This is a genomic window from Streptomyces sp. NPDC051738 (assembly GCF_044453205.1).
Lineage (GTDB): Bacteria > Actinomycetota > Actinomycetes > Streptomycetales > Streptomycetaceae > Streptomyces.
Genome location: NZ_JBITCM010000005.1, coordinates 236814 through 255009, shown reverse-complemented (window position 1 = coordinate 255009; position 18196 = coordinate 236814). Strand labels below are relative to the sequence as shown.

The window sequence follows — 18196 nt, the reverse complement described above, 5'->3', positions numbered from 1 at the left end:
TCCAAACGACAGGGCCTAGCGGAGCGCGCGCCTGTCCGCGTGCAGCGGGGCCGAGAGCCGGATGGTGATGAACTCGTTGTCGTCGGCCTTGCCCGCCGTACGGCCGGACGAGAAGGGGAAGTTGTTGTCGTTCAGGACCGCAAGTGTCCGGTCGTCGACGAGGTTGACGTCCTCGATCGTCTGGAACGGGAACCGGAACGAATCCCCGAAGCCGCCGAGCCCCTTGGGGTTGGCGATGTCCAGCAGGTCGGCGACGAGGGTCTTGTCCATCAGACCGTCGCCGTCGCGGTCCCGGGTGTCGGCCAGGTAGATGCGCTTGAACTTGGCCGTGTCGCCCTGTCCGCCGTCGCGCTCGATGACCAGGAAGCGGTGCCGGTCGACGGCGATGGCGTCACCGATGGCGTTCGAGGTCGACTCCAGGTGGTAGACGAAGCGCTTCCCGGTGTACGCGCGCCCCCGCAGGTCGAACTCGCTGAACCGCAGGTCGCCGGGGGTGTCGCCGGTCACCGTGCCTTCGAGGAGCGGGTAGAGGCGGCGGCCGTCCACGGAGCGGACCATGCCCTCGAAGCCCTTGCTGCTGCCGATGTTCGGCTGGGCGCCGTTCAGGTACGGGTTCTCCGGCGCCTTCACCCCGTCGAGCGCGATGGGCGCCTCCAGGAGGCGGCCCTTGGCGGAGAAGTGCAGCAGCCAGGGGCCGAACTCGTCGCCCATCCAGTACGTCCCGTCCGGCATCCGCACGATCGACTCGACGTCGAAGTCGGCGCCGGTGAGCACCCGGTCGGCCCGCGTGAGCGGGAACGGCACATGACGGTCCGGGTCGCTCAGGCTGAACCCGCCGAGCACGGTGACCTTCCCGCTCCGGGTGTCCGGCTTGATGCGGTGGACGCGGAGCAGGAAGTCGGCGCTGTTGGCCTTGGTGCCGTACCCGTTGTCCGACAGCACGTCGAAGGTGCCGTCGGGCCGGTTCACGACGCCGCTGAAGCCCTGGACGGGCTGATGGGCGAACGGAGCCGCTATCCCGTTGAACGGGCCCGCGCCGATGGCCGAGCCGGACGGCTCGCTGCCGGGCACGAACGTCTCGGCCGGCAGCGCCGCGAAGCCGGTCAGCGTGGCCCGGCCGAAGTCCTGCCCGCCCCGGTCGGCCACCGCGGGGGACGCGAGGGAGACGGTCAGCACCGCGGCACTGACCATGATCGAGATTCTTCTCATGGCGCGCACAGTAAGAGCATGCGGTGACGTGGGCGCCAACGACAGCGGAACAGCTCACGCGGCAGTGGAACACCTCACTGCATCGGCATTCCTCCACCCTGGAGCCGTTCCAGGTCGGAGGGACGTACCTGGATGACGAGCAGGGCGATCACCGCGGCGATCGCGGTGAAGATCGCGGCGATGACGAAGGCGGCGGAGACTCCCGCGGTGAGGATCTCGTCGGCGTACGGCGCCGGCAACTGCCCGGTGCGTTCGAAGCGCAGCCGCTCCAGCGGGGTGGCCTGGGCCAGGAAGGCGGGGATCTGTTTCTCGGCCTCGTTGTTGCTGGCCGTGCCGAACATGGTGACCAGGATGGACAGTCCGAGGGAACCGCCCACCTGCTGGGTGGCGTTGAGGAGCCCGGAGGCGGCGCCCGTCTCATGGACGGCCACGTTGGACAGCGCCATCAGGGTCAGGGACACGAACTCCATGCCCATGCCGAGGCTGAAGACGAGCATGGGGCCGAGGATGCTGCCCAGGTAGGTGGAGTGGATGTCGGTCAGGGTCAGCCAGGCGAGGCCCACGGCGGCCAGGATCGCGCCCGTCACCATGAACGGCTTGGGCCCGTACTTCGGCAGGAGTTGGGAGGCGAGCCCCGCGCCCACCGCGATGACGGCGCTCACCGGGAGGAAGGCTAGGCCGGCCTGGAGCGGGCTGAAGTCCAGCACGTTCTGCACGAAGAGGGTGAGGAAGAAGAACATGCCGAAGATCGCGGCGGCGAGGCTCAGCATCATGCCGTAGGTGCCCGCCCGGTTGCGGTCCGCGAACATGTGCAGGGGCGTGATCGGCTGCCGGGAACGCTGCTCGACCATGATGAACAGCACCAGGAAGACGACCGCCGCCCCGAACGCGGCCAGCGTCAGCGGGTCCCGCCAGCCGTCCTGCGCGGCCCGGATGAACCCGTACACCAGGAGCACCATGCCGATGGTGGAGGTCAGCGCGCCGGTCAGGTCGAAGTGCCCGGGGTGGCGCTCGGACTCCCGGATCCAGCGCGGCGTGGCGAGCACGATGAGCAGCCCGATGGGCACGTTGACGAACAGCACCCAGCGCCAGTTGAGCCACTCGACCAGGATTCCGCCCATCAGCAGCCCGATCGCACCGCCGCCCGCCGAGACCGCCGCGAAGACACCGAACGCCCTGTTGCGTTCGGGCCCTTCACGGAAGGTCGTACTGATCAGGGCGAGGGAGGTCGGGGACGCGATGGCGCCGCCGACGCCCTGCAGGGCACGGGCGGCGAGGAGTTGCCAGGAGTTCTGGGACAGTCCGCCGAGGAACGAGGCGAGGACGAAGAGCAGCACGCCGAAGACGAACACGCGCCGTCTGCCGAGGATGTCGCCCATCCTGCCGCCGAGCAGCAGCAGTCCGCCGAAGGTGAGCGTGTAGGCGTTGACCACCCAGGACAGGCTCGTCGTGGAGAAGTCGAGCGAGCGCTGGATGTCGGGCAGGGCGATGTTCACGATGGTGATGTCGAGCACCACCATCAGCTGACAGGACGCGATGACCAGCAACGCCATACCGCTGCCACGGCCATCACCTCGCTCCGTGTCCTGCGGGGTGGTCCGTGCTTCAGGGGTCGGCTCCGGATTGCTCATGGCATCGCGCCATCGGTGGGTGGTCGGGGCTGGTTCCCGCCACCATTCGACCGTACGCCGCAGCCGGACGGCCCTCCAGTCGATCACCGGGCCGGCTGCGGCGCCCCTGGTCAGCGTCCGGCGCGGATCAGGCCGGTGAGATAGCGCCACAGTGACGAGCGCTGCCGGGTGGCCTGGTCCGGCAGCACCGGATCGATCGCCTCGGGTGCCGGGTTCGCCGCCGGGTCCGTGGCCGTCCGCTGCGCCGGAACTCGCTCGGACACGGCGGACCCGGCTGGCCTCGCGGCGAGTTCGTACCGTACCGGCAGTGAGCGCAGGCCGCGCATGAACGGCGAGGAGCGCCAGGGAAGTTGGTCGGCCGGGAGGGCGAGGTCGAGATGGGAGAACCGCTCGAAGAGCCGGCCCACGCCGACCGCCGCGACGGTGGACGCGAGCTCGCGCGCCGGGCACTGACGCGGGCCCGCGCCCCAGGACAGATGGGCCCGGGTGCTGATCGTGCTGCCCGCCGCCACGTGGTCGGCGAAGAGCGGGTCGGCGTGCGCGGCGGCGGAGGAGACCCACACCGGGTCGCCCGCCCGGATCGTGTAGGTGCCGAGCGGGGTGTCCTTGGCGGCGAACCGCGGGACGAAGTTCACCAGCGGCGGCTTGCGCATGACCACGCGGTTCATGGTCTCCCGGATCATCCCGGCGGACAGGCTGGCGCGGACGCTGCCGTCGCCGTCGCCGGAGATGACCTCGACCACGGTGTTGGACATGAGGATGCCGACGTGGTCGGAGGTCATGCCGAGCAGCATGAACAGCTCACGGGCCAGCTCGTCGAGCGAGAGTTCGGGATGCGCGGCCAGCAGGTGGGAGGGGAAGTCGTCCCCCGGCTCCTTCAGCTTCACGGCGGCCAGTTCCGCGAGCGTGGCCAGCAGCCTTTCCAGGGCGGGCTCGGCGTCCGGGCCCGCGTCCAGGACCCGCCACATGTCCATGAGCGCGTCGTCGCCCTGGGATCCGGGGAAGCCGAGCAGATGGCTGGCCACCATCAGCGGCAGCGGGCGGGAGAACTGCGCGGACAGGTCCGCGACACCCGTGCCGCCGCCCTGTCCGACGAGGGTGATCAGTTCGTCGGCGTAGGCGGTGACGGCCGCCTTCAGCCGCCTCGCCTGGGGGTGCGCGGGATCCTGGAACGGCTTGAGCGCCGCGTCCCACGCCGTACGCAGCGGCTTGTATCCGGGACCGCCCTGGATCAGGACGTGGTTGACCTCCAGGGACGGTCCGAGCGGCCAGTCGGCGGGCACTTCGCCGTCCGAGCGGGCCCGCCAGTTCTCCAGCCCCTTCGGCCAGCCGTCGTCGTCCTGGAGTACCTGCAGCGCCTCCCGGTAGCCGAGGACGAGCCAGGCGGGCACACCCAGCAGATCGACCGGGGCGACGGGTCCATGCTGCTGCCTGAGCCGCTCGTACACGAGCGAGGGACGCGTCTCGTAGTCGCGGGTCAGCAGCGGCTGGGCATTCAACTCCTCCAGCCTGGTGCCGTCGACGCCCACGGATCCGCTCCCACCCACCTGGGACTCCATCTGCCTGCCGCCCCCTCCGACACTCCCCGCACCGGTTCACTACCAGTCAGTAGCCGACAACGTCCGCGACCCTACCCCAGGGGGCCCCGCGGGGTGAACGACGGGGCGAGGGAGGTCAGCCGGTCGTCGGCGGGATGTTCTGGTTGGCGTGGAAGAAGTTGTCCGGGTCGTAGGTGTGCTTCGCCGCGGCCAGTCGGTCGTAGTGGCCCCGGTAGGTGGCGCGGACGCGGTCCGGGTTCTCCCCTTCGCCGAGGAAGTTGATGTAGGAGCCGCCCATGGAGTACGGATGCAGGTCGCTCCAGTAGTCGACACACCACTGCCGGACCAGCCCGGCGTTGGCCGGGTCCGGGTCGATCCCGGCGATCACGCCGGACCATACGGCGTCCCGGTAGGCCCAGGCCGTGTCGTCGGCGCCGACCTCGTGGGCCTGCGCGTCGACCGGGTACAGGTGCATCAGGGACAGCTCGGTGGGGAGGTTGTCGCCGTACTTGTGGTGCACCTCGATCGAGGCGTCGGAGATCTCGTCGAAGAAGTCGCCGCGCCAGTACCACTGGTAGCCCTTGGGGATCAGCTCGTCGAACATGCCCTGGAGGGCGGGGTAGGGCATGGGCGTGGTGAAGTGGAAGGCGGGGGGCGCCGGTTCGTTGACCGAGACCAGTGCCTGTTCCAGGCGGTCGTCCGCCAGGTCACCGGTGTAGCACCAGACGACGCCGCACATCTTCTGCCCGTGGATCGCCTCGGGGAACGGCGGTCCGGGCGGGATGGTGAACAGGGTGAAGAAGCCGTTGAGGTCCTGCGGTGCGGCGGGCAGGAACTCCCGGTACCAGCGCAGCACTTCCGGTGTGCGGTCGACCGGCCACACCGTCACCGCGACCCCGACCGTGCCCACCGGGTGCAGCCGGAACGTGAACGACGTGACGACGCCGAAGTTCCCGCCGCCGCCCCGTAGCGCCCAGAACAGCTCGGGGTGCTCCTCCTCGGACGCGGTGACGAAGGTGCCGTCGGCGAGGACGACGTCGGCGGACAGCAGGCTGTCGACGGTCAGGCCGTACTTGCGGGTCAGATGACCGTGGCCGCCGCCGAGGGTGAGGCCGCCCACGCCCGTCATCGAGATGATGCCGGTCGGCAGGCCCAGGCCGAACGTGTGGGCCGCATGGTCGAGGTCGCCCAGCTGCGCGCCGCCGGCCACCTGTGCGGTCATCGCGCCCGGGTCCACGTGCACCCCGCGCATCGTCGACAGGTCGAGGACGAGCGCATCGTCGACCAGGCACAGACCGGGTCCGCTGTGGCCCCCGCCGCGTACCGCGAGCTCCACCCCGGTGTCCCTGGCGAAGGAGAGGACGGCCCGTACGTCCGCCACGTCCACGCACTGCGCGAGGGCAGCGGGCCGCCGGTCGATCATGGCGTTGTAGATGCTGCGGGCCTCGTCGTAGCCCGGGTCCCGTGGGGTGATGACGGGTCCCCGCAGTCCCTCGCGCAAGCCCTCCAGTGCCGTTCCGTTGATGCCGCCCATGGCCGGACCCCTCTTTGTGAAGACATCTGTGTGAAGACGTCTGCGTGAAGACGGTGAACCGCGGACGGATGGCGGCGCCTGACGTCCGGGCGGGCAGCGGGGGCGTGGTGCGCGAATCCGTTCGCACCTCGTGTCGATGTCGATGTCGGCAGGACGCACCCGCCCCGCCGTACCCCAGTCTTCACCTCTCCATGGACGACCGCACGTCGATCGGGAACGGATTCCCTAGAAGCTGAAGGTCATGAACGCCCCGAGGCCGCGATCGGCCGCCTTGCCGAAGAACTCGACCAGTTCCTCGTAGGTGTCCTTGAGCCACTCCCCGCCGTCGTCGTCCCAGATGCGGGGGTAGACATCCTGCTTGGTCATCTCCTCCGCGTCGTAGTGCGCCGCAACCTGCTCCCACGGGGTGGCCCGCAGCTGCCGTGCGACGGTCACGACGTCCTCGGCGGGGTACCCGAACAGGGTGCCGTCCTCCAGTATCGGGAACCCGTCCATCAGGAACTCGAGTTCCACGTCGGTCTCGTCGAGCAGGAACTGCAGGCCGGCCCACAGCTTGTCCAGGCCGACGTCGGGACGGTCCTGCAGCGAGGTGTCCTTGTCGTAGTACTCGTAGACGAACTCATCGGCCCACTCGGGCTCCTTCACCGCCCTGTCCAGCTCCTCCGTCGTCGCGCCGATGAACGAAATGTACATGCCCATTACAAGCATTCCCCCTGTGAACCGACCGTCCGATCTCTTGATCGAACAACGACGCCGAGTGTTCCACAGGGCACTGACAACCGGGCTGAGCTCCCTCTGTTACGCTCCCCGGGCCTCCCGCGGGGGAAGTCCGGTGAGAGTCCGGCGCTGACCCGCAACGGTGTGCGTGGGGACCTGGTCGTCCGTCGCGCGAGCCCGATCGCCCGTGGTTGGCGCGACCCGTTGACTGCTCGCCGAGGACTGCGAGAGGGGACCGCGCGGCCGGCACGGTCGTTCGGGCTGTCTCTCTGCCAGAGGTTCACAGGCGGCCCCAGGCGAAGGACCACCCCGCCCGTGCACCGAAGTCCGGCCCGGATACCGGCATCTCCACCGCGAACCAGTACGTCCCGCGTGGCCGTGCCGCCGCTCGTCCTGGGACTGGGTCTGCTGCTGCTCGTCTCCCTCGTGTGCGGCGTCGGGCTCGGAGCCGCCGGAATCGGCTGGGGCGATGTCTTCCGGCTGCTCGGGGCCGGGCTGACCGGCGGGACCATCGACGCCCGGGACGTCGCCTCGTACACCATCCTCTGGGAGATCCGGCTGCCGCGCGTCGTGCTCGGCGCGATCGTCGGGGCCGGGCTCGCGGCGGTCGGGGTGGCCGTGCAGGCGATGGTGCGCAACGCGCTCGCCGATCCGTTCGTGCTGGGCATCTCCTCGGGCGCCGCGGTGGGCGCCAATGCGGTGATCCTGCTGGGTGCGTTCGCGGGCCTGGGCGTCTGGGCGCTGTCCCTGTCGGCCTTCGCGTCGGCGCTCGCCGCGATGGCGCTGGTGTACGCCGCGGCCCGCTCACCGCACGGCCTCACCCCGCTGCGGCTGATCCTCACCGGGACGGCACTGGCGTACGGCTTCGAAGCGGTCACCACCGTCATGGTGTTCGGCGCCGCCCGGGGCGAGGCCGCCCGGTCCGCGATCATGTGGCTGCTGGGCAGCCTGGGCGGCGCGACCTGGGCCCAGGTTCCGCTCGCCGCGGTGACCGTGGCGGCGGGATGGGCGTGGCTGCGGTGGCGGGCCGAGTCGCTGAACGCCCTCGCGATGGGCGACGAGACGTCCGCCGCGCTCGGCGTCCGACCGACGCTGCTGCGCAGGGAGTTGTTCCTGGTCAGCGCCGCCGTGACCGGGACCGTGGTCGCGGTCAGCGGGGCCATCGGGTTCGTCGGGCTGATGGTGCCGCACGTCGTGCGGATGCTGGTCGGCGCCGATCACCGGCGGGTGCTGGCCGTGGCGCCGCTCGCCGGGGCGGTGCTGCTGGTGTGGGCCGACCTGCTGTCGCGGCTCCTCGTCGCACCCGCCGAGCTTCCGGTCGGGGTGATCACGGCCGTCGTCGGGGTGCCCGCGTTCCTGCTGCTGATGCGGCGCGGCGGCTACGCGTTCGGAGGCCGGTGACCATGCGGCTCGACATCGAGGGCGTCACGGTCGAGGCCGCCGGGGCACGGCTGGTCGACGACATCCGGCTCGCCGTGGACAGCGGCGCGTTCGTCGGGCTCGTCGGCCCGAACGGCAGCGGCAAGTCCACGCTGCTGCGCTGTGTGTACCGGGCGCTGCGGCCGGCCGGGGGCGTGGTGCGGCTGGACGGGGACGACGTACACGCCATGGCGCCCCGGGCCGCGGCCCGGGTACTGGCGGCGCTGCCGCAGGAGTCGGCGGCCGAGTTCGACTTCACGGTCGCCGAGGTCGTGGCCATGGGACGGCTGCCGCACCGGGACCGTACGGCCGCCTCCGACCGGGAGATCTGCGCCGCCGCCATGGACCGGACCGGCGTCGCCCATCTCGCCGGCCGCGGGTTCCTCGCCCTGTCCGGCGGCGAGAAGCAGCGCGTGCTCATCGCCCGCGCGCTCGCCCAGCAGCCGCAGGTGCTCGTCCTGGACGAACCGACCAACCACCTCGACATCGCACACCAGTTGGACGTGCTGTCCCTGGTGCGAGCCAGCGGCGTGACCGTGCTGGCCGCCCTGCACGACCTCAACCTGGCCGCCGCGCACTGCGACGTCCTGTACGTCATCGACGGCGGCCGAGTCGTCGCCTCGGGCGCCCCGCACGACGTCCTGCGACCCGACCTGCTCGCCGAGGTGTTCGGGGTCCGTGCCCATCCGGTACGCCACCCGGAGACCGGAGCGGTCCAGCTCCTGTTCGACCTCCTGCCCCAAGGACCCACATGCGCAAGCTCATAGCCACCGCCCTCTGCCTCGCCGCGACGGTCACCGCGACCGGCTGCGGAGCCACGGTGGAGAAGTCCGCGGACGCCAAGTCCGCCGCCGCCACGCTCACCAACTGCGGCCGGAAGGTCACCTACGACCGGGTCCCCGAGCGCGTCGTCACCAACGACGTCGGCATCACCGAGCTGATGTTCGCCCTAGGTCTGGAGGACCGCATGGCCGGGTTCGCCATGCCGGACGACAAGGGCGATCTGACCGACGTCCCGTGGAAGGACGGCTACGACAAGGTCAAGTGGCTGTCGAAGGACCAGCTCACCAAGGAGAACGTCCTCGACGCCCGCGCCGACCTCGTCTTCGCCGGCTGGAACTACGGCTTCCGCGAGGACGGCGGCTTCACCCCCGACGCCCTGAAGAAGCTGCGCGTCCCCTCGTACATTCTCACCGAGTCCTGCCGCAACGGCCGTACGGAGACCTCGCGCGGCATCATGCCGCCCCTGGACGCCCTGTACGCCGACCTCACCAATCTGGGGAAGCTGTTCGGGGTCGAGAAGCGGGCCGCCACGCTCATCGCCGACTTCAAGAAGCAGATCGCCGAGGTGCAGGCGAAGGCTCCCACGGGCGCCGACCGGCCGAAGGTGTTCCTGTACGACAGCGGACAGGACCAGCCGTTCACGTCCGGCCGCTACGCCACCCCCGACCAGGTCATCAGCAAGGCCGGCGGCATCAACGTGATGCACGACGTCCAGGACTCCTGGACCACCGCGGGCTGGGAGAGCGTCGTGGAGCGGAACCCGGACGTCATCGTGATCTGCGACTACGGCGATGTCAGCGCCGAGCAGAAGAAGAAGTTCCTGCTCTCCTACGGGCCCCTGCGCAACGTCTCCGCCGTCAAGCACAAGCGGATCTTCGTCCTCGACTACATCGACCTGGTCGAGAGCCCCCGCAACCCGTCGGCCATCGCCCGCCTCGGCGCCTACCTGCGGACGGTGGCCGAGGAGAGCTGACCCCCGCCGCCGGACCGCTCGAAGTGGCTCGGCCTGCCGTCGCGGTGGACAAGACGGCCGAGGCGCTGCGCCCGGGCGCGCGGCATGAGGGTCCAACCGCCATCGGGCTCGCGCAGGGCGGCGGAGTGCCAGGGAGTGGTCCAGACGTCGGGTGCGTCGAGGAGCCGGATGCCGAACTTGGCGGCGCCGGCCGGCTGGGGGTGGATCGACAGGCGTACGGCGCGCGGGTGGTGGTCGGCGATCAGCGCACCCCAGGCACGGCTGCGCTGGATGACGCCGTACGCCCGTCTGCGGCATTCGCGTTGGAGCGCCGAGCGGGTGCCGGGGAAGTCGGCCGTGTCCTCGACGAGGAAGCGGGTGATGCCCCGGTACAGCACGAGGGTGGGGGCATCGGTGCGGACCTCGGCGCGCAGGGCCTCCAGGGTGGGGGCGTAGCGGTCGTGGACGTGGGCGCGTTTGGTGGCGTGGGGAAGGTCGCCGAGGACGTCGCGCAGGTCGAAGACGGAGAGACGGTCCAGGCCCGACTCCCGTATGAGCGCGCGCAGTTCGTCCGCGTAGGCGTCTATGTGCTCGTCGGGGACGCGGATGAGGTCGCCGAAGACATGGCCGTCGGAGCAGATGACGACGTGGGCGCCGGGCGGGTGGATCCGCTCGATCTGCGCGCACAGCGTGTCCAGGAACGCGAGGGAGAGGCGTTCGCCCATGTCGGGGAGGTGGCCCAGGGTCTTGGCCGGGTTGGGTGACTTGCAGGGGAAGCCGGGCAGTGTGAAGGCGATGGGCGCGCCCTCGCGAACGGAGTCGGCGATCCTGCGCAGCTGACGGGGGAACGCCTCGGCCGAGACGGGGTTCTGGTCGGTCGTGCGGTGGTGGGGCAGGAGCAGGTTCAGTATCTGCGCGCTGGTGAACTCTGCCTGTGCGTCGGCGGTCTCGGGCTGCGCGCCGGTCGTCCTGGTCTGCGCACCGGCCGGCCTGGGGAGGGTGTCCGGTGCGGTCGTCAGCGACATGTCGTCTCTCCTCGGGTCGTGCGGGCATGGCGGCATGGCGCCGGGGCGGGCCAGGCGCTGTTGGTCGGGGTGGGGTGGGGTGGGATCAGTCGGCGGTCGGGGTCAGCCGGAGGCCGGGGGTGGGACCAGCCGAAGGGTGGGGCAGGACCAGCCGGGGGCCTGACCAGGGCCAGCCGGACTCCGGGGGCGGCCTGGACCAGCCGGGAGGCCGAGGCCAGGACCGGCCCGGACGCCTGGGGCAAGACCAGTCGAAAGCCAGGGCCAAGACCGACCGGACACGGGGCCAAGACCAGCCCGGAGGCCGGGCCAGGACCAGCGAGTGGCCGAGGCCAGGATCAACCGGATGCCGGAGGCCAAGACCAACCGAAAGCCAGGACCTGGTCCAGCCGGACACCGAGGGCCAAGACCAACCCGGTGCCGAGGGCCGAGGCCGGGCCACTCCCCGTCGGCCTCACAACCGCAGGTCATACGCCACGGGCAGCTGGTTCGTGCCGCGGCCCAGGACCGCCGGGATCCACTCGATGTCCTCGTCCGCGATGGCGAGACGCAGGCCGGGCAGGCGGGTGAGCAGGGTGCCGAGGGCGATCTGGAGTTCGGCGCGGGCCAGGGCGGCGCCGGGGCAGAAGTGGATGCCGTGGCCGAAGGCCAGGTGGGGGTTGGGTGAGCGGTCCAGGTCCAGGGTGTCGGGGTCCTCGAAGCGGCGCGGATCCCGGTTGGCCGCGCAGAGGGAGACGATCACGGAGTCGCCGGCCGGGACCTCGGTGCCGTGCAGGTCGCTGTCCTGGTCGAAGAAGCGCCAGGTGGTCAGCTCGAAGGCGCTGTCGTAGCGCAGGAGTTCCTCGACCGCGCGAGGCAGGAGGCCGGGTTCGTCGCGCAGGAGGGCGAGCTGGGCGGGGTGGCGGAACAGGGCGATCAGGGCCGTCGTGATCTGGTTCGTGACCGGTTCCTGGCCCGCCACCAGCAACTGGAAGATCATCGAGTCCAGCTCCTCCTGGGACAGTTCGCCCCGGTCCCGGGCCACGACGAGCCGCCCGAGCAGGTCGTCGTCCCCGCGCTCCCGCTTGTGCGCGACGACCTCGGCGATATAGCTCTGCAGACCGTGCAGCCGCGCCTCGTACAGCGGCCGCCCCGGGTCCGTCGGCCCGACCGGCTGCACGACCTTGCCCCAGTCGCGGTCGAAACGCGCCGCCAACTCCCCCGGCAGTCCGATGACTTCGGCGAGGACCAGGAAGGGAAAGCGGGCGGCGAAGCCGGTGACCAGGTCGGCGGGTCCGGTCGCAGGCAGGGCGTCCACCAACGCGTCGGCCAACTCCTGGAACCGGGGCCGCAGTTGCTCGATGCGACGCGGCGTGAAGGCATCCGTCAGGAAGCGCCGCATGTGCGTGTGCCGCGGCGGGTCCTGGTGGAGAAGATGGACCTGGAGCCGGGAGTGCTGCGGCTCGGGCATGATCGAGGCACGGGCACGCCAGCGGTCGTTTCCCCGGTCGTGGTGCTTGCCGAGGCGGTCGTCGTTCAGGGCGGCGTGGGCGGCGTCGTATCCCGTGACGAGCCACGCCTGTACGCCGCTGGGGAAGAGGACCGGGTGGACCGGCCCGGCCTCACGCATCCGCTCGTACAGCGGATAGGGGTTGGCCTTGTACGGGCAGCCCGTCAGCGGGACCGGGTCGGGGAGCGACTGAGGGTCTGTGAACGGAAGGGGTTCCTGGAGGGTCATGCGCGGGCTCCTCAGAGGGCGAGTTGGGGCTTGTGGTGGTCCAGCCAGAGGGCGAGGTCGACGACGCGTTCGAGGCGCAGGCGGTGGCCCCACTCCAGCCGCTCGGGCGGGGTGTCGAGGAGCGGCTTGATACGGGTCTCGTCGGCCAGCGCACGGACCTGTTCGACGGACAGCGCGTCGCGGGCCAGGTCCTGAAGGCCGCGGTTGTAGGCGGGGTGGTGGGTGGCCGGGTAGTGGTTCTTGGGCCGGTGCAGGACCGATTCGGGGGCCAGCCCTGTCCCGGTGGCGCGCAACAGGCTCTTCTCGCGGCCGTCGAAGCTCTTCAGTGCCCAGGGAGCGTCGAAGGCGTACTGGACGAGCCGGTGGTCGCAGTACGGGACCCGCACCTCCAGTCCCTGGGCCATGCTCAACCGGTCCTTGCGGTGCAGGAGTTGGCGCAGCCAGCGGGTCAGGGACAGGTGCTGCATCTCGCGCTGCCGGTGCTCGGCGGGGGTCTCGCCGTCGAGGTGGGGTACGGCGGCCAGGGCGCTGCGGTAGGTGTCGTCGCGGAACTCGGTGATGCGCAGGCCGAGTTCGGGGTTGAGCGGCATGGCGGCCTCGTCGCCGGTGACCAGCAGCCAGGGGAAGGTGTCCGCCGCGAGCGCCTTCGGACTGTGGAACCAGGGGTAGCCGCCGAAGACCTCGTCGGCGGCCTCGCCGGACAGGGCGACGGTGGAGTGCCGCCGTATCTCCCCGAACAGCAGATACAGCGAGGTGTCCATGTCACCGACGCCGATCGGCGAGTCCCGGGCCACGACGACGGCCTTGCGGTGCTCGGGGTCGAGCAGTGCGTGCGGGTCCAGTACGACCGTGCTGTGGTCGGTGCCGATGAAGACGCCCGCCTCGGTGGCGTACGGGGTGTCGTGGCCGGTGCGCAGGACGTCGCCGGTGAACCGCTCGGCCTGGTCGCTGTAGTCGACGGCGTAGGAGCGGATGCGGGCGTTCGGGCCTTCGCGCAGGCGGAGTTCGTCGGCGAGCAGGGCGGTCAGGACGGTGGAGTCGATGCCGCCCGACAGCAGGCTGCACAGCGGGACATCGGCCTCCAACTGACTGCGGGCGGCCTTGCCGAGCAGGGTGCCGATCCGGTCCACGGTCGTGGCCTGGTCGTCCTCGTGCGCACCGGCCTCCAGCTGCCAGTAGCGGCGCTCACGGATGCCGTCCCGGTCCAGGACGAGCAGGCCGCCCGGCTCGACCTCCCGTACGCCGGACCACACCGTAGGCCCGGTGTTGAACAGCAGGCTGTACGCCTCCCGCAGCCCGTCCGCGTCCACCCGGGGCGGTATCTCCGGGTGCCGGAAGAGCGCCTTGGGCTCGGAGGCGAAGGCGAGGCCTCCGTCGACGGCCGCCCAGTACAGCGGCTTCACGCCGAGCCGGTCGCGGACGAGGAGCAGCCGGTGGGCGCGCTCGTCCCAGACGGCGAAGGCGAACATGCCGTCCAGGTGGTCGGCGAGCCCCTCGCCCCACTCGGCGTAGGCGCGCAGCACGACCTCGGTGTCGCTGCGGGTGTGGAACGCATGCCCGCGGCCCCGGAGTTCGGCTCGCAGCTCGTGGTGGTTGTAGACCTCGCCGCTGTGGCTCAGCACGGCCGTGGGTTCGTGGGGCCGGTCCGTCATCGGCTGGACGCCGCCTTCGAGGTCGATGACGGCCAGGCGACGGTGGCCGATCGCGGCGTGCTCGCCCAGCCACACGCCCCCGGCGTCCGGGCCGCGTCGCGCGAGCTCGGCGGTCATGGCCTCGATGACCGGGGCCTGGGTGCGGGCGTCGCTGTGGAACGACACCCAGCCGGTGATTCCGCACATGGTGACTCCTCGATCAGGTCGGGACGGTGCCTGGATCACGTCGAGACGGTGTCGGTGGTCCGCTCGGACAGGGCGGCGGTGGGTCGGCCGGGCAGCGCGAGCAGGGGTACGGCGAGACAGGCGGCCACGGCTGCGGGGGCCAGCCCGGCCCGCGCTCCGTCGCCCGTGCCGGACAGGGCCCAGGTGGCGGTGGCCAGGGCCGGGCCGAGGGTGAAGCCGAGGCTGCGGGCGACCTGCACCGTGGAGCCGACGGTGGCGATCCGCTCCGGTGGGGCGGCGCCCATGACCAGGGCCTGGGTCGGGCCGCCGCCCAGGCCCATGCCGACGCCGGCCAGCGCGAGCCGCCAGGCCACGTCGGGCGGGGACCAGCCGTCGCCGAGCGGGATGAGCAGGAGCAGTCCGGCCGCGGTGAGCGCGGCACCGGTGACCGCGACCCGCCGGAACCCGTATCTGTCGGCGAGCCGCCCGCCGAACGGCCCGGCCAGCGCCATGCCGAGCGGGAAGGCGAGCACGGTCAGCCCGGTCGCGGTGGCGCTGACGCCGTCGTCCCGCTGGAGGTGCAGGGCGACGACGTAGTGCATGGCGGCGAACCCTGCCGCGAGCGCCAGCACCGCACCGTGCGCGCGGAACAGTCCCGCCGCCCGCAGGACACCGGTCACCGGACGGCCACCCGGCCCGCGCAGCCACCACCACAACGGCGGTACGGCGGCGAACGCGAGCAGGAACCACGGCGGTTGCCCCGATCCCAGCGTCAGGGCGAGCAGCAGCAGGGCCAGCCCGCAGGCCACCGCCGCCGCGTCAGTCAGTGACCGCCGGTCGGGCCCGCGCAAGGCACCGTCCTTGGGCATCGCCCTCCAGGCCACGACCAACGCCAGCACGCAGAAAGGGATCTTGACCAGGAACACCCAGCGCCACCCCAGGTGGTCCAGCAGCAGCCCGCCCACCGCCGGGCCGGTCACGGCGCCCAGCGGGCCGAGTGTCGCGGGCACGCTCATCGCCCGGCCGCGCACCTCGGGCCGTACGGCACGGATCACCAGCACCGGCATCAGCACGAACAGCACCGCCGCGCACGCGCCCTGCCCGATCCGGGCCGCGATCAGCCAGGCGGCCCAGGGGGCGAGGGCGGCCAGAGCACTGCACAGCGCGAAACCGGTGGTGGCCGCCAGCAACGCGGGCCGTGTGCCCGTGCCGTCCAGCCATCGGCCGACCGGCAACAGCAGGGCGACGACCGGGAGTTGGTACCCCAGCGCCGCCCACTGCGCCGTGCCGGCCGAGACGTTCAGGCCCTCGGCGATGTCGGCCAGCGCCACATTGACGATGTTCATGTCGAGCATCGCCACGAACGACAGCGCGCCCGCCACGGCCACGAGAACCCAGCGGTCCCTCACCCTCGCGTCCCCTCCCCCTCACGGTCGACTGCCGGACAGCAGCCTCGCTTCAGAGGTCGGGGACGCCGGTGGACGAGTTCCCGAACATGGCCGGAAATATGATGAAACGCGGAGGCGGCCGCCGTACGGCTCTGTACCGTTCCGTACGGCGCCTTCTACGTGCCTCTCTTCGGCCTTCTACGGCGGTCAGGCCGAGACGATGCCGTCCAGCTTCCCGGACTTGGCCTCCGCGACCAGCGACGAGAACTGGTCGGCGCTCATCTGCACCCGTTGCCCGAAGTCGTCCGTGAGGACCACGCGGCGTTCGGCCGGGGCGGCGGGGTCGACGAACAGCTGCGGACAGCCGCAGTCGCAGTTGCCGCAGAACGTCGCCACCGGGTCCAGGCCGTCAATCCCGTGGATGTCGCTCATAGTTCACAACCTTTCGCGATCGTGGGCGCTCACCGGTGTGACCGCCCGGGACCAGCCCCCAGAGCACCGCTCGGGGCCGACATGGGGATACCCGCTCCGTCCGGCCCGTCCACCGGGGCCCGATGATCGAAGGCGATCAGCGGATCGCCGGTCAGCGGATGGTCCACCACCGTCGCCCGGACGCCGAACACCTCGGCGAGCAGGGCGGGTCGGAGCACCTCGCGGGGTGGTCCCGAGGCGACCACCCGGCCGTCGTGCAGGACGTGCAGCCGGTCGCAGACGGAGGCGGCGGCGTTGAGGTCGTGCAAGGACACGAGGGTGGTGCGGCGCTGGGCGCGCAGCAGGGCGAGCAGTTCCACCTGGTGGCGGATGTCGAGGTGGTTGGTGGGCTCGTCCAGGACCAGGACGTCCGGCTGCTGGGCGAAGGCGCGGGCCAGCAGGACGCGTTGGCGTTCACCGCCGGACAGTTCGGTGAAGCGGCGCCCGGTGTGCCGCTCCATGCCGACGTCCCCGAGGGCTCGGGCGACGACGTCCCGGTCGGTGGCGTCCTCCCCGGCGAAGGGCCGCTTGTAGGGCGTACGGCCCATGGCGACGACCTCGCGGACGGTCAGCTCGAAGTCGCCGCCCCGCTCCTGTGGGAGAGCGGCGACATGGCGGGCCGATCGGGCCGGGGGAATCTCCCCGAGGTCGGTCCCACCGAGCAACACCCGTCCGGCGGCGGGCTTCAGGTGCCGGTACACGGTGCGCAGGAGCGTGGACTTGCCGCTGCCGTTCGGACCGACGAGGCCGGTGATCTCCCCGTCGGCCGCGATCAGATGGGCGCCGGCGACGACCGTACGGCCGGCGTACGCGACGTGCAGGTCCTCGATGTCGATCCTCAACGTCCGCTCCCCCAGGTCCCCGAGAACCTCGACGTCCGCTCCGCCAGACCCGCGGCACCGCTACCCCAGATCCTCAACTTCCGCTCCCCAGACGCCGGTCCAGCAGATACAGCAGGGCCGGAGCCCCGATCAGCGAGGTGACCACGCCGACCGGCAGCTCCTGGGTGTCCATCGCCGTGCGGCAGACGATGTCCACGACCACCAGCAGCAGCGCCCCGAACAGCGCGGAGACCGGCAGCAGACGCCGGTGGTCGCCGCCGACGACCAGACGGCAGACGTGGGGCACCATCAGCGCGACGAAGGCGATCGCCCCCGAGACGGCCACCAGGACGCCGGTCAGCACGCTGGTCACCGTGAACAATTCCCGCCGCAGCCGGGTGACGTCGATACCGAGCCCGGCCGCGGTCTCGTCGCCCATGAGCAGGGCGTTCAGGCCCCGGGCGCGTGCCTGGAGGCACAGCCACCCGGCCGGTACCGCGACCGCGGGTACGGCCAGCAGGTCCCAGTTCGCGCCGCTGAGGCTGCCCATGAGCCAGAACAGCACGCTGTGGGTCTGCTGCTCGTCCCCGGCCTGCAACACCAGGTAGCTGGTGAACCCGGACAGGAACTGCCCGATCGCCACCCCGGCCAACACCAGCCGCAGCGGCGCGAATCCCCCGCCCCGCCGGGCCACGGCCCACACGAGCGCGAAGGTGGCCAGGGCTCCGACGAAGGCCGCCCCGGACAACCCGAGGCCCAGCGCCCCGCCGGCCCCGAGACCGAGGACGATCGCGGCGACCGCGCCCAGGGAGGCGCCGTTGGAGATGCCGAGGAGGTACGGGTCGGCCAGCGGGTTGCGCACCAGCGCCTGCACCGCCGTACCCACGAGTCCGAGCCCCGCGCCGACGAGGGCCGCCAACAGGGCTCGGGGGACGCGGAGTTGCCAGACGATCAGGTCGTCGGTGCCGGGGCGCGGGGCCTCGCCGGACAGACGGCGCCCGACCACGCCCCACACCTCACCGGCCGGGATGGACGTCGAGCCCCAGGACACCGCCGCGGTGAGGGTGGCGAGCAGCGCCAGGGCGAGCGCCAGTGCCAGCGGTCCGGCGGGGACGGAGCGCGTACGGGTGTTCTCCTGCCGCTCCTGTCCCTCGTCCGTGCCCTTTCGGCCGGCCAG

15 protein-coding genes and 1 riboswitch are annotated in these 18196 nt (G+C 71.5%); of the genes, 3 read left to right on the top strand and 12 right to left on the bottom strand.

Features of this window, described 5'->3' with window-relative positions:
- Nucleotides 1–15: 15 nt before the first annotated feature.
- The 5 genes from ACIA8X_RS14360 to ACIA8X_RS14340 form a co-directional block, all read right to left on the bottom strand.
- Nucleotides 16–1209, bottom strand: coding sequence for an esterase-like activity of phytase family protein (locus ACIA8X_RS14360; protein ID WP_399458365.1), 1194 nt, complete (start codon nt 1207–1209; stop codon nt 16–18).
- A gap of 74 nt (nt 1210–1283) precedes the next feature.
- Entirely contained in the window at nt 1284–2762 is a 1479-nt protein-coding gene (locus tag ACIA8X_RS14355) for an MFS transporter (RefSeq protein ID WP_393446419.1), read from the bottom strand.
- A gap of 188 nt (nt 2763–2950) precedes the next feature.
- Entirely contained in the window at nt 2951–4399 is a 1449-nt protein-coding gene (locus ACIA8X_RS14350) for a cytochrome P450 (RefSeq protein WP_393445979.1), read from the bottom strand.
- Between the two features lie 115 nt (nt 4400–4514).
- Nucleotides 4515–5912 (bottom strand): FAD-binding oxidoreductase, encoded by a 1398-nt coding sequence (locus ACIA8X_RS14345; RefSeq protein ID WP_393445981.1) that lies wholly within the window; start codon nt 5910–5912, stop codon nt 4515–4517.
- Nucleotides 5913–6137: 225 nt separating this feature from the next.
- Nucleotides 6138–6605 carry a YfbM family protein gene (locus tag ACIA8X_RS14340; RefSeq protein ID WP_393445983.1) on the bottom strand — a complete coding sequence of 156 codons (468 nt, stop codon included), beginning with the start codon at nt 6603–6605 and terminating at the stop codon, nt 6138–6140.
- A 128-nt stretch (nt 6606–6733) separates the two neighbouring features.
- Nucleotides 6734–6816, top strand: a riboswitch (cobalamin riboswitch).
- A gap of 128 nt (nt 6817–6944) precedes the next feature.
- Here ACIA8X_RS14340 and ACIA8X_RS14335 point away from each other — a divergent pair.
- The 3 genes from ACIA8X_RS14335 to ACIA8X_RS14325 are packed head-to-tail and all read left to right on the top strand — an operon-like array spanning nt 6945 to nt 9804.
- A complete protein-coding gene (locus ACIA8X_RS14335; RefSeq protein ID WP_393445985.1) occupies nt 6945–8030 on the top strand; it encodes a FecCD family ABC transporter permease in 1086 nt (361 codons plus the stop codon).
- Nucleotides 8031–8032: 2 nt separating this feature from the next.
- Nucleotides 8033–8815 (top strand): ABC transporter ATP-binding protein, encoded by a 783-nt coding sequence (locus tag ACIA8X_RS14330; protein ID WP_393445987.1) that lies wholly within the window; start codon nt 8033–8035, stop codon nt 8813–8815.
- Entirely contained in the window at nt 8800–9804 is a 1005-nt protein-coding gene (locus tag ACIA8X_RS14325) for an ABC transporter substrate-binding protein (RefSeq protein WP_393445989.1), read from the top strand. Before ACIA8X_RS14330 ends, ACIA8X_RS14325 begins: the two co-directional genes overlap by 16 nt.
- On the opposite strand, the gene ACIA8X_RS14320 is transcribed toward ACIA8X_RS14325, so the two are convergent.
- The 7 genes from ACIA8X_RS14320 to ACIA8X_RS14290 all read right to left on the bottom strand — a co-directional run bounded on the left by ACIA8X_RS14320 (nt 9774) and on the right by ACIA8X_RS14290 (nt 18196).
- On the bottom strand, nt 9774–10808 hold the full coding sequence (locus ACIA8X_RS14320; protein WP_393445991.1) for an L-tyrosine/L-tryptophan isonitrile synthase family protein: 1035 nt from the start codon (nt 10806–10808) through the stop codon (nt 9774–9776). The genes ACIA8X_RS14325 and ACIA8X_RS14320 overlap by 31 nt on opposite strands.
- A 451-nt stretch (nt 10809–11259) precedes the next feature.
- Entirely contained in the window at nt 11260–12522 is a 1263-nt protein-coding gene (locus ACIA8X_RS14315; protein ID WP_393445993.1) for a cytochrome P450, read from the bottom strand.
- 11 nt (nt 12523–12533) lie between these two features.
- Complete coding sequence (asnB, locus tag ACIA8X_RS14310; RefSeq protein ID WP_393445995.1) at nt 12534–14360, bottom strand: asparagine synthase (glutamine-hydrolyzing); 1827 nt, start codon at nt 14358–14360, stop codon at nt 12534–12536.
- Between the two features lie 35 nt (nt 14361–14395).
- A complete protein-coding gene (locus tag ACIA8X_RS14305; protein WP_393445997.1) occupies nt 14396–15748 on the bottom strand; it encodes an MFS transporter in 1353 nt (450 codons plus the stop codon).
- A 186-nt stretch (nt 15749–15934) separates the two neighbouring features.
- Nucleotides 15935–16159, bottom strand: a complete 225-nt coding sequence (locus ACIA8X_RS14300; protein ID WP_393445999.1) for a hypothetical protein — start codon at nt 16157–16159, stop codon at nt 15935–15937.
- Nucleotides 16160–16188: 29 nt separating this feature from the next.
- Nucleotides 16189–17040: an ABC transporter ATP-binding protein gene (locus ACIA8X_RS14295; RefSeq protein WP_393446001.1), complete on the bottom strand. Its 852-nt coding sequence runs from the start codon at nt 17038–17040 to the stop codon at nt 16189–16191.
- Between the two features lie 73 nt (nt 17041–17113).
- On the bottom strand, nt 17114–18196 hold the full coding sequence (locus tag ACIA8X_RS14290; RefSeq protein ID WP_393446421.1) for a FecCD family ABC transporter permease: 1083 nt from the start codon (nt 18194–18196) through the stop codon (nt 17114–17116).

What these genes read in the sequence shown, in the direction of transcription:
- ACIA8X_RS14325 (WP_393445989.1), top strand. Translation starts at nt 8,800, where the DNA reads ATGCGCAAGCTCATAGCCACCGCCCTCTGCCTCGCCGCGACGGTCACC.
- ACIA8X_RS14350 (WP_393445979.1), bottom strand. Translation starts at nt 4,399, where the DNA reads ATGGAGTCCCAGGTGGGTGGGAGCGGATCCGTGGGCGTCGACGGCACC.
- ACIA8X_RS14320 (WP_393445991.1), bottom strand. Translation starts at nt 10,808, where the DNA reads ATGTCGCTGACGACCGCACCGGACACCCTCCCCAGGCCGGCCGGTGCG.
- ACIA8X_RS14355 (WP_393446419.1), bottom strand. Translation starts at nt 2,762, where the DNA reads ATGGCGTTGCTGGTCATCGCGTCCTGTCAGCTGATGGTGGTGCTCGAC.
- ACIA8X_RS14345 (WP_393445981.1), bottom strand. Translation starts at nt 5,912, where the DNA reads ATGGGCGGCATCAACGGAACGGCACTGGAGGGCTTGCGCGAGGGACTG.
- ACIA8X_RS14330 (WP_393445987.1), top strand. Translation starts at nt 8,033, where the DNA reads ATGCGGCTCGACATCGAGGGCGTCACGGTCGAGGCCGCCGGGGCACGG.
- ACIA8X_RS14315 (WP_393445993.1), bottom strand. Translation starts at nt 12,522, where the DNA reads ATGACCCTCCAGGAACCCCTTCCGTTCACAGACCCTCAGTCGCTCCCC.
- ACIA8X_RS14360 (WP_399458365.1), bottom strand. Translation starts at nt 1,209, where the DNA reads ATGAGAAGAATCTCGATCATGGTCAGTGCCGCGGTGCTGACCGTCTCC.
- asnB (WP_393445995.1), bottom strand. Translation starts at nt 14,360, where the DNA reads ATGTGCGGAATCACCGGCTGGGTGTCGTTCCACAGCGACGCCCGCACC.
- ACIA8X_RS14340 (WP_393445983.1), bottom strand. Translation starts at nt 6,605, where the DNA reads ATGTACATTTCGTTCATCGGCGCGACGACGGAGGAGCTGGACAGGGCG.
- ACIA8X_RS14300 (WP_393445999.1), bottom strand. Translation starts at nt 16,159, where the DNA reads ATGAGCGACATCCACGGGATTGACGGCCTGGACCCGGTGGCGACGTTC.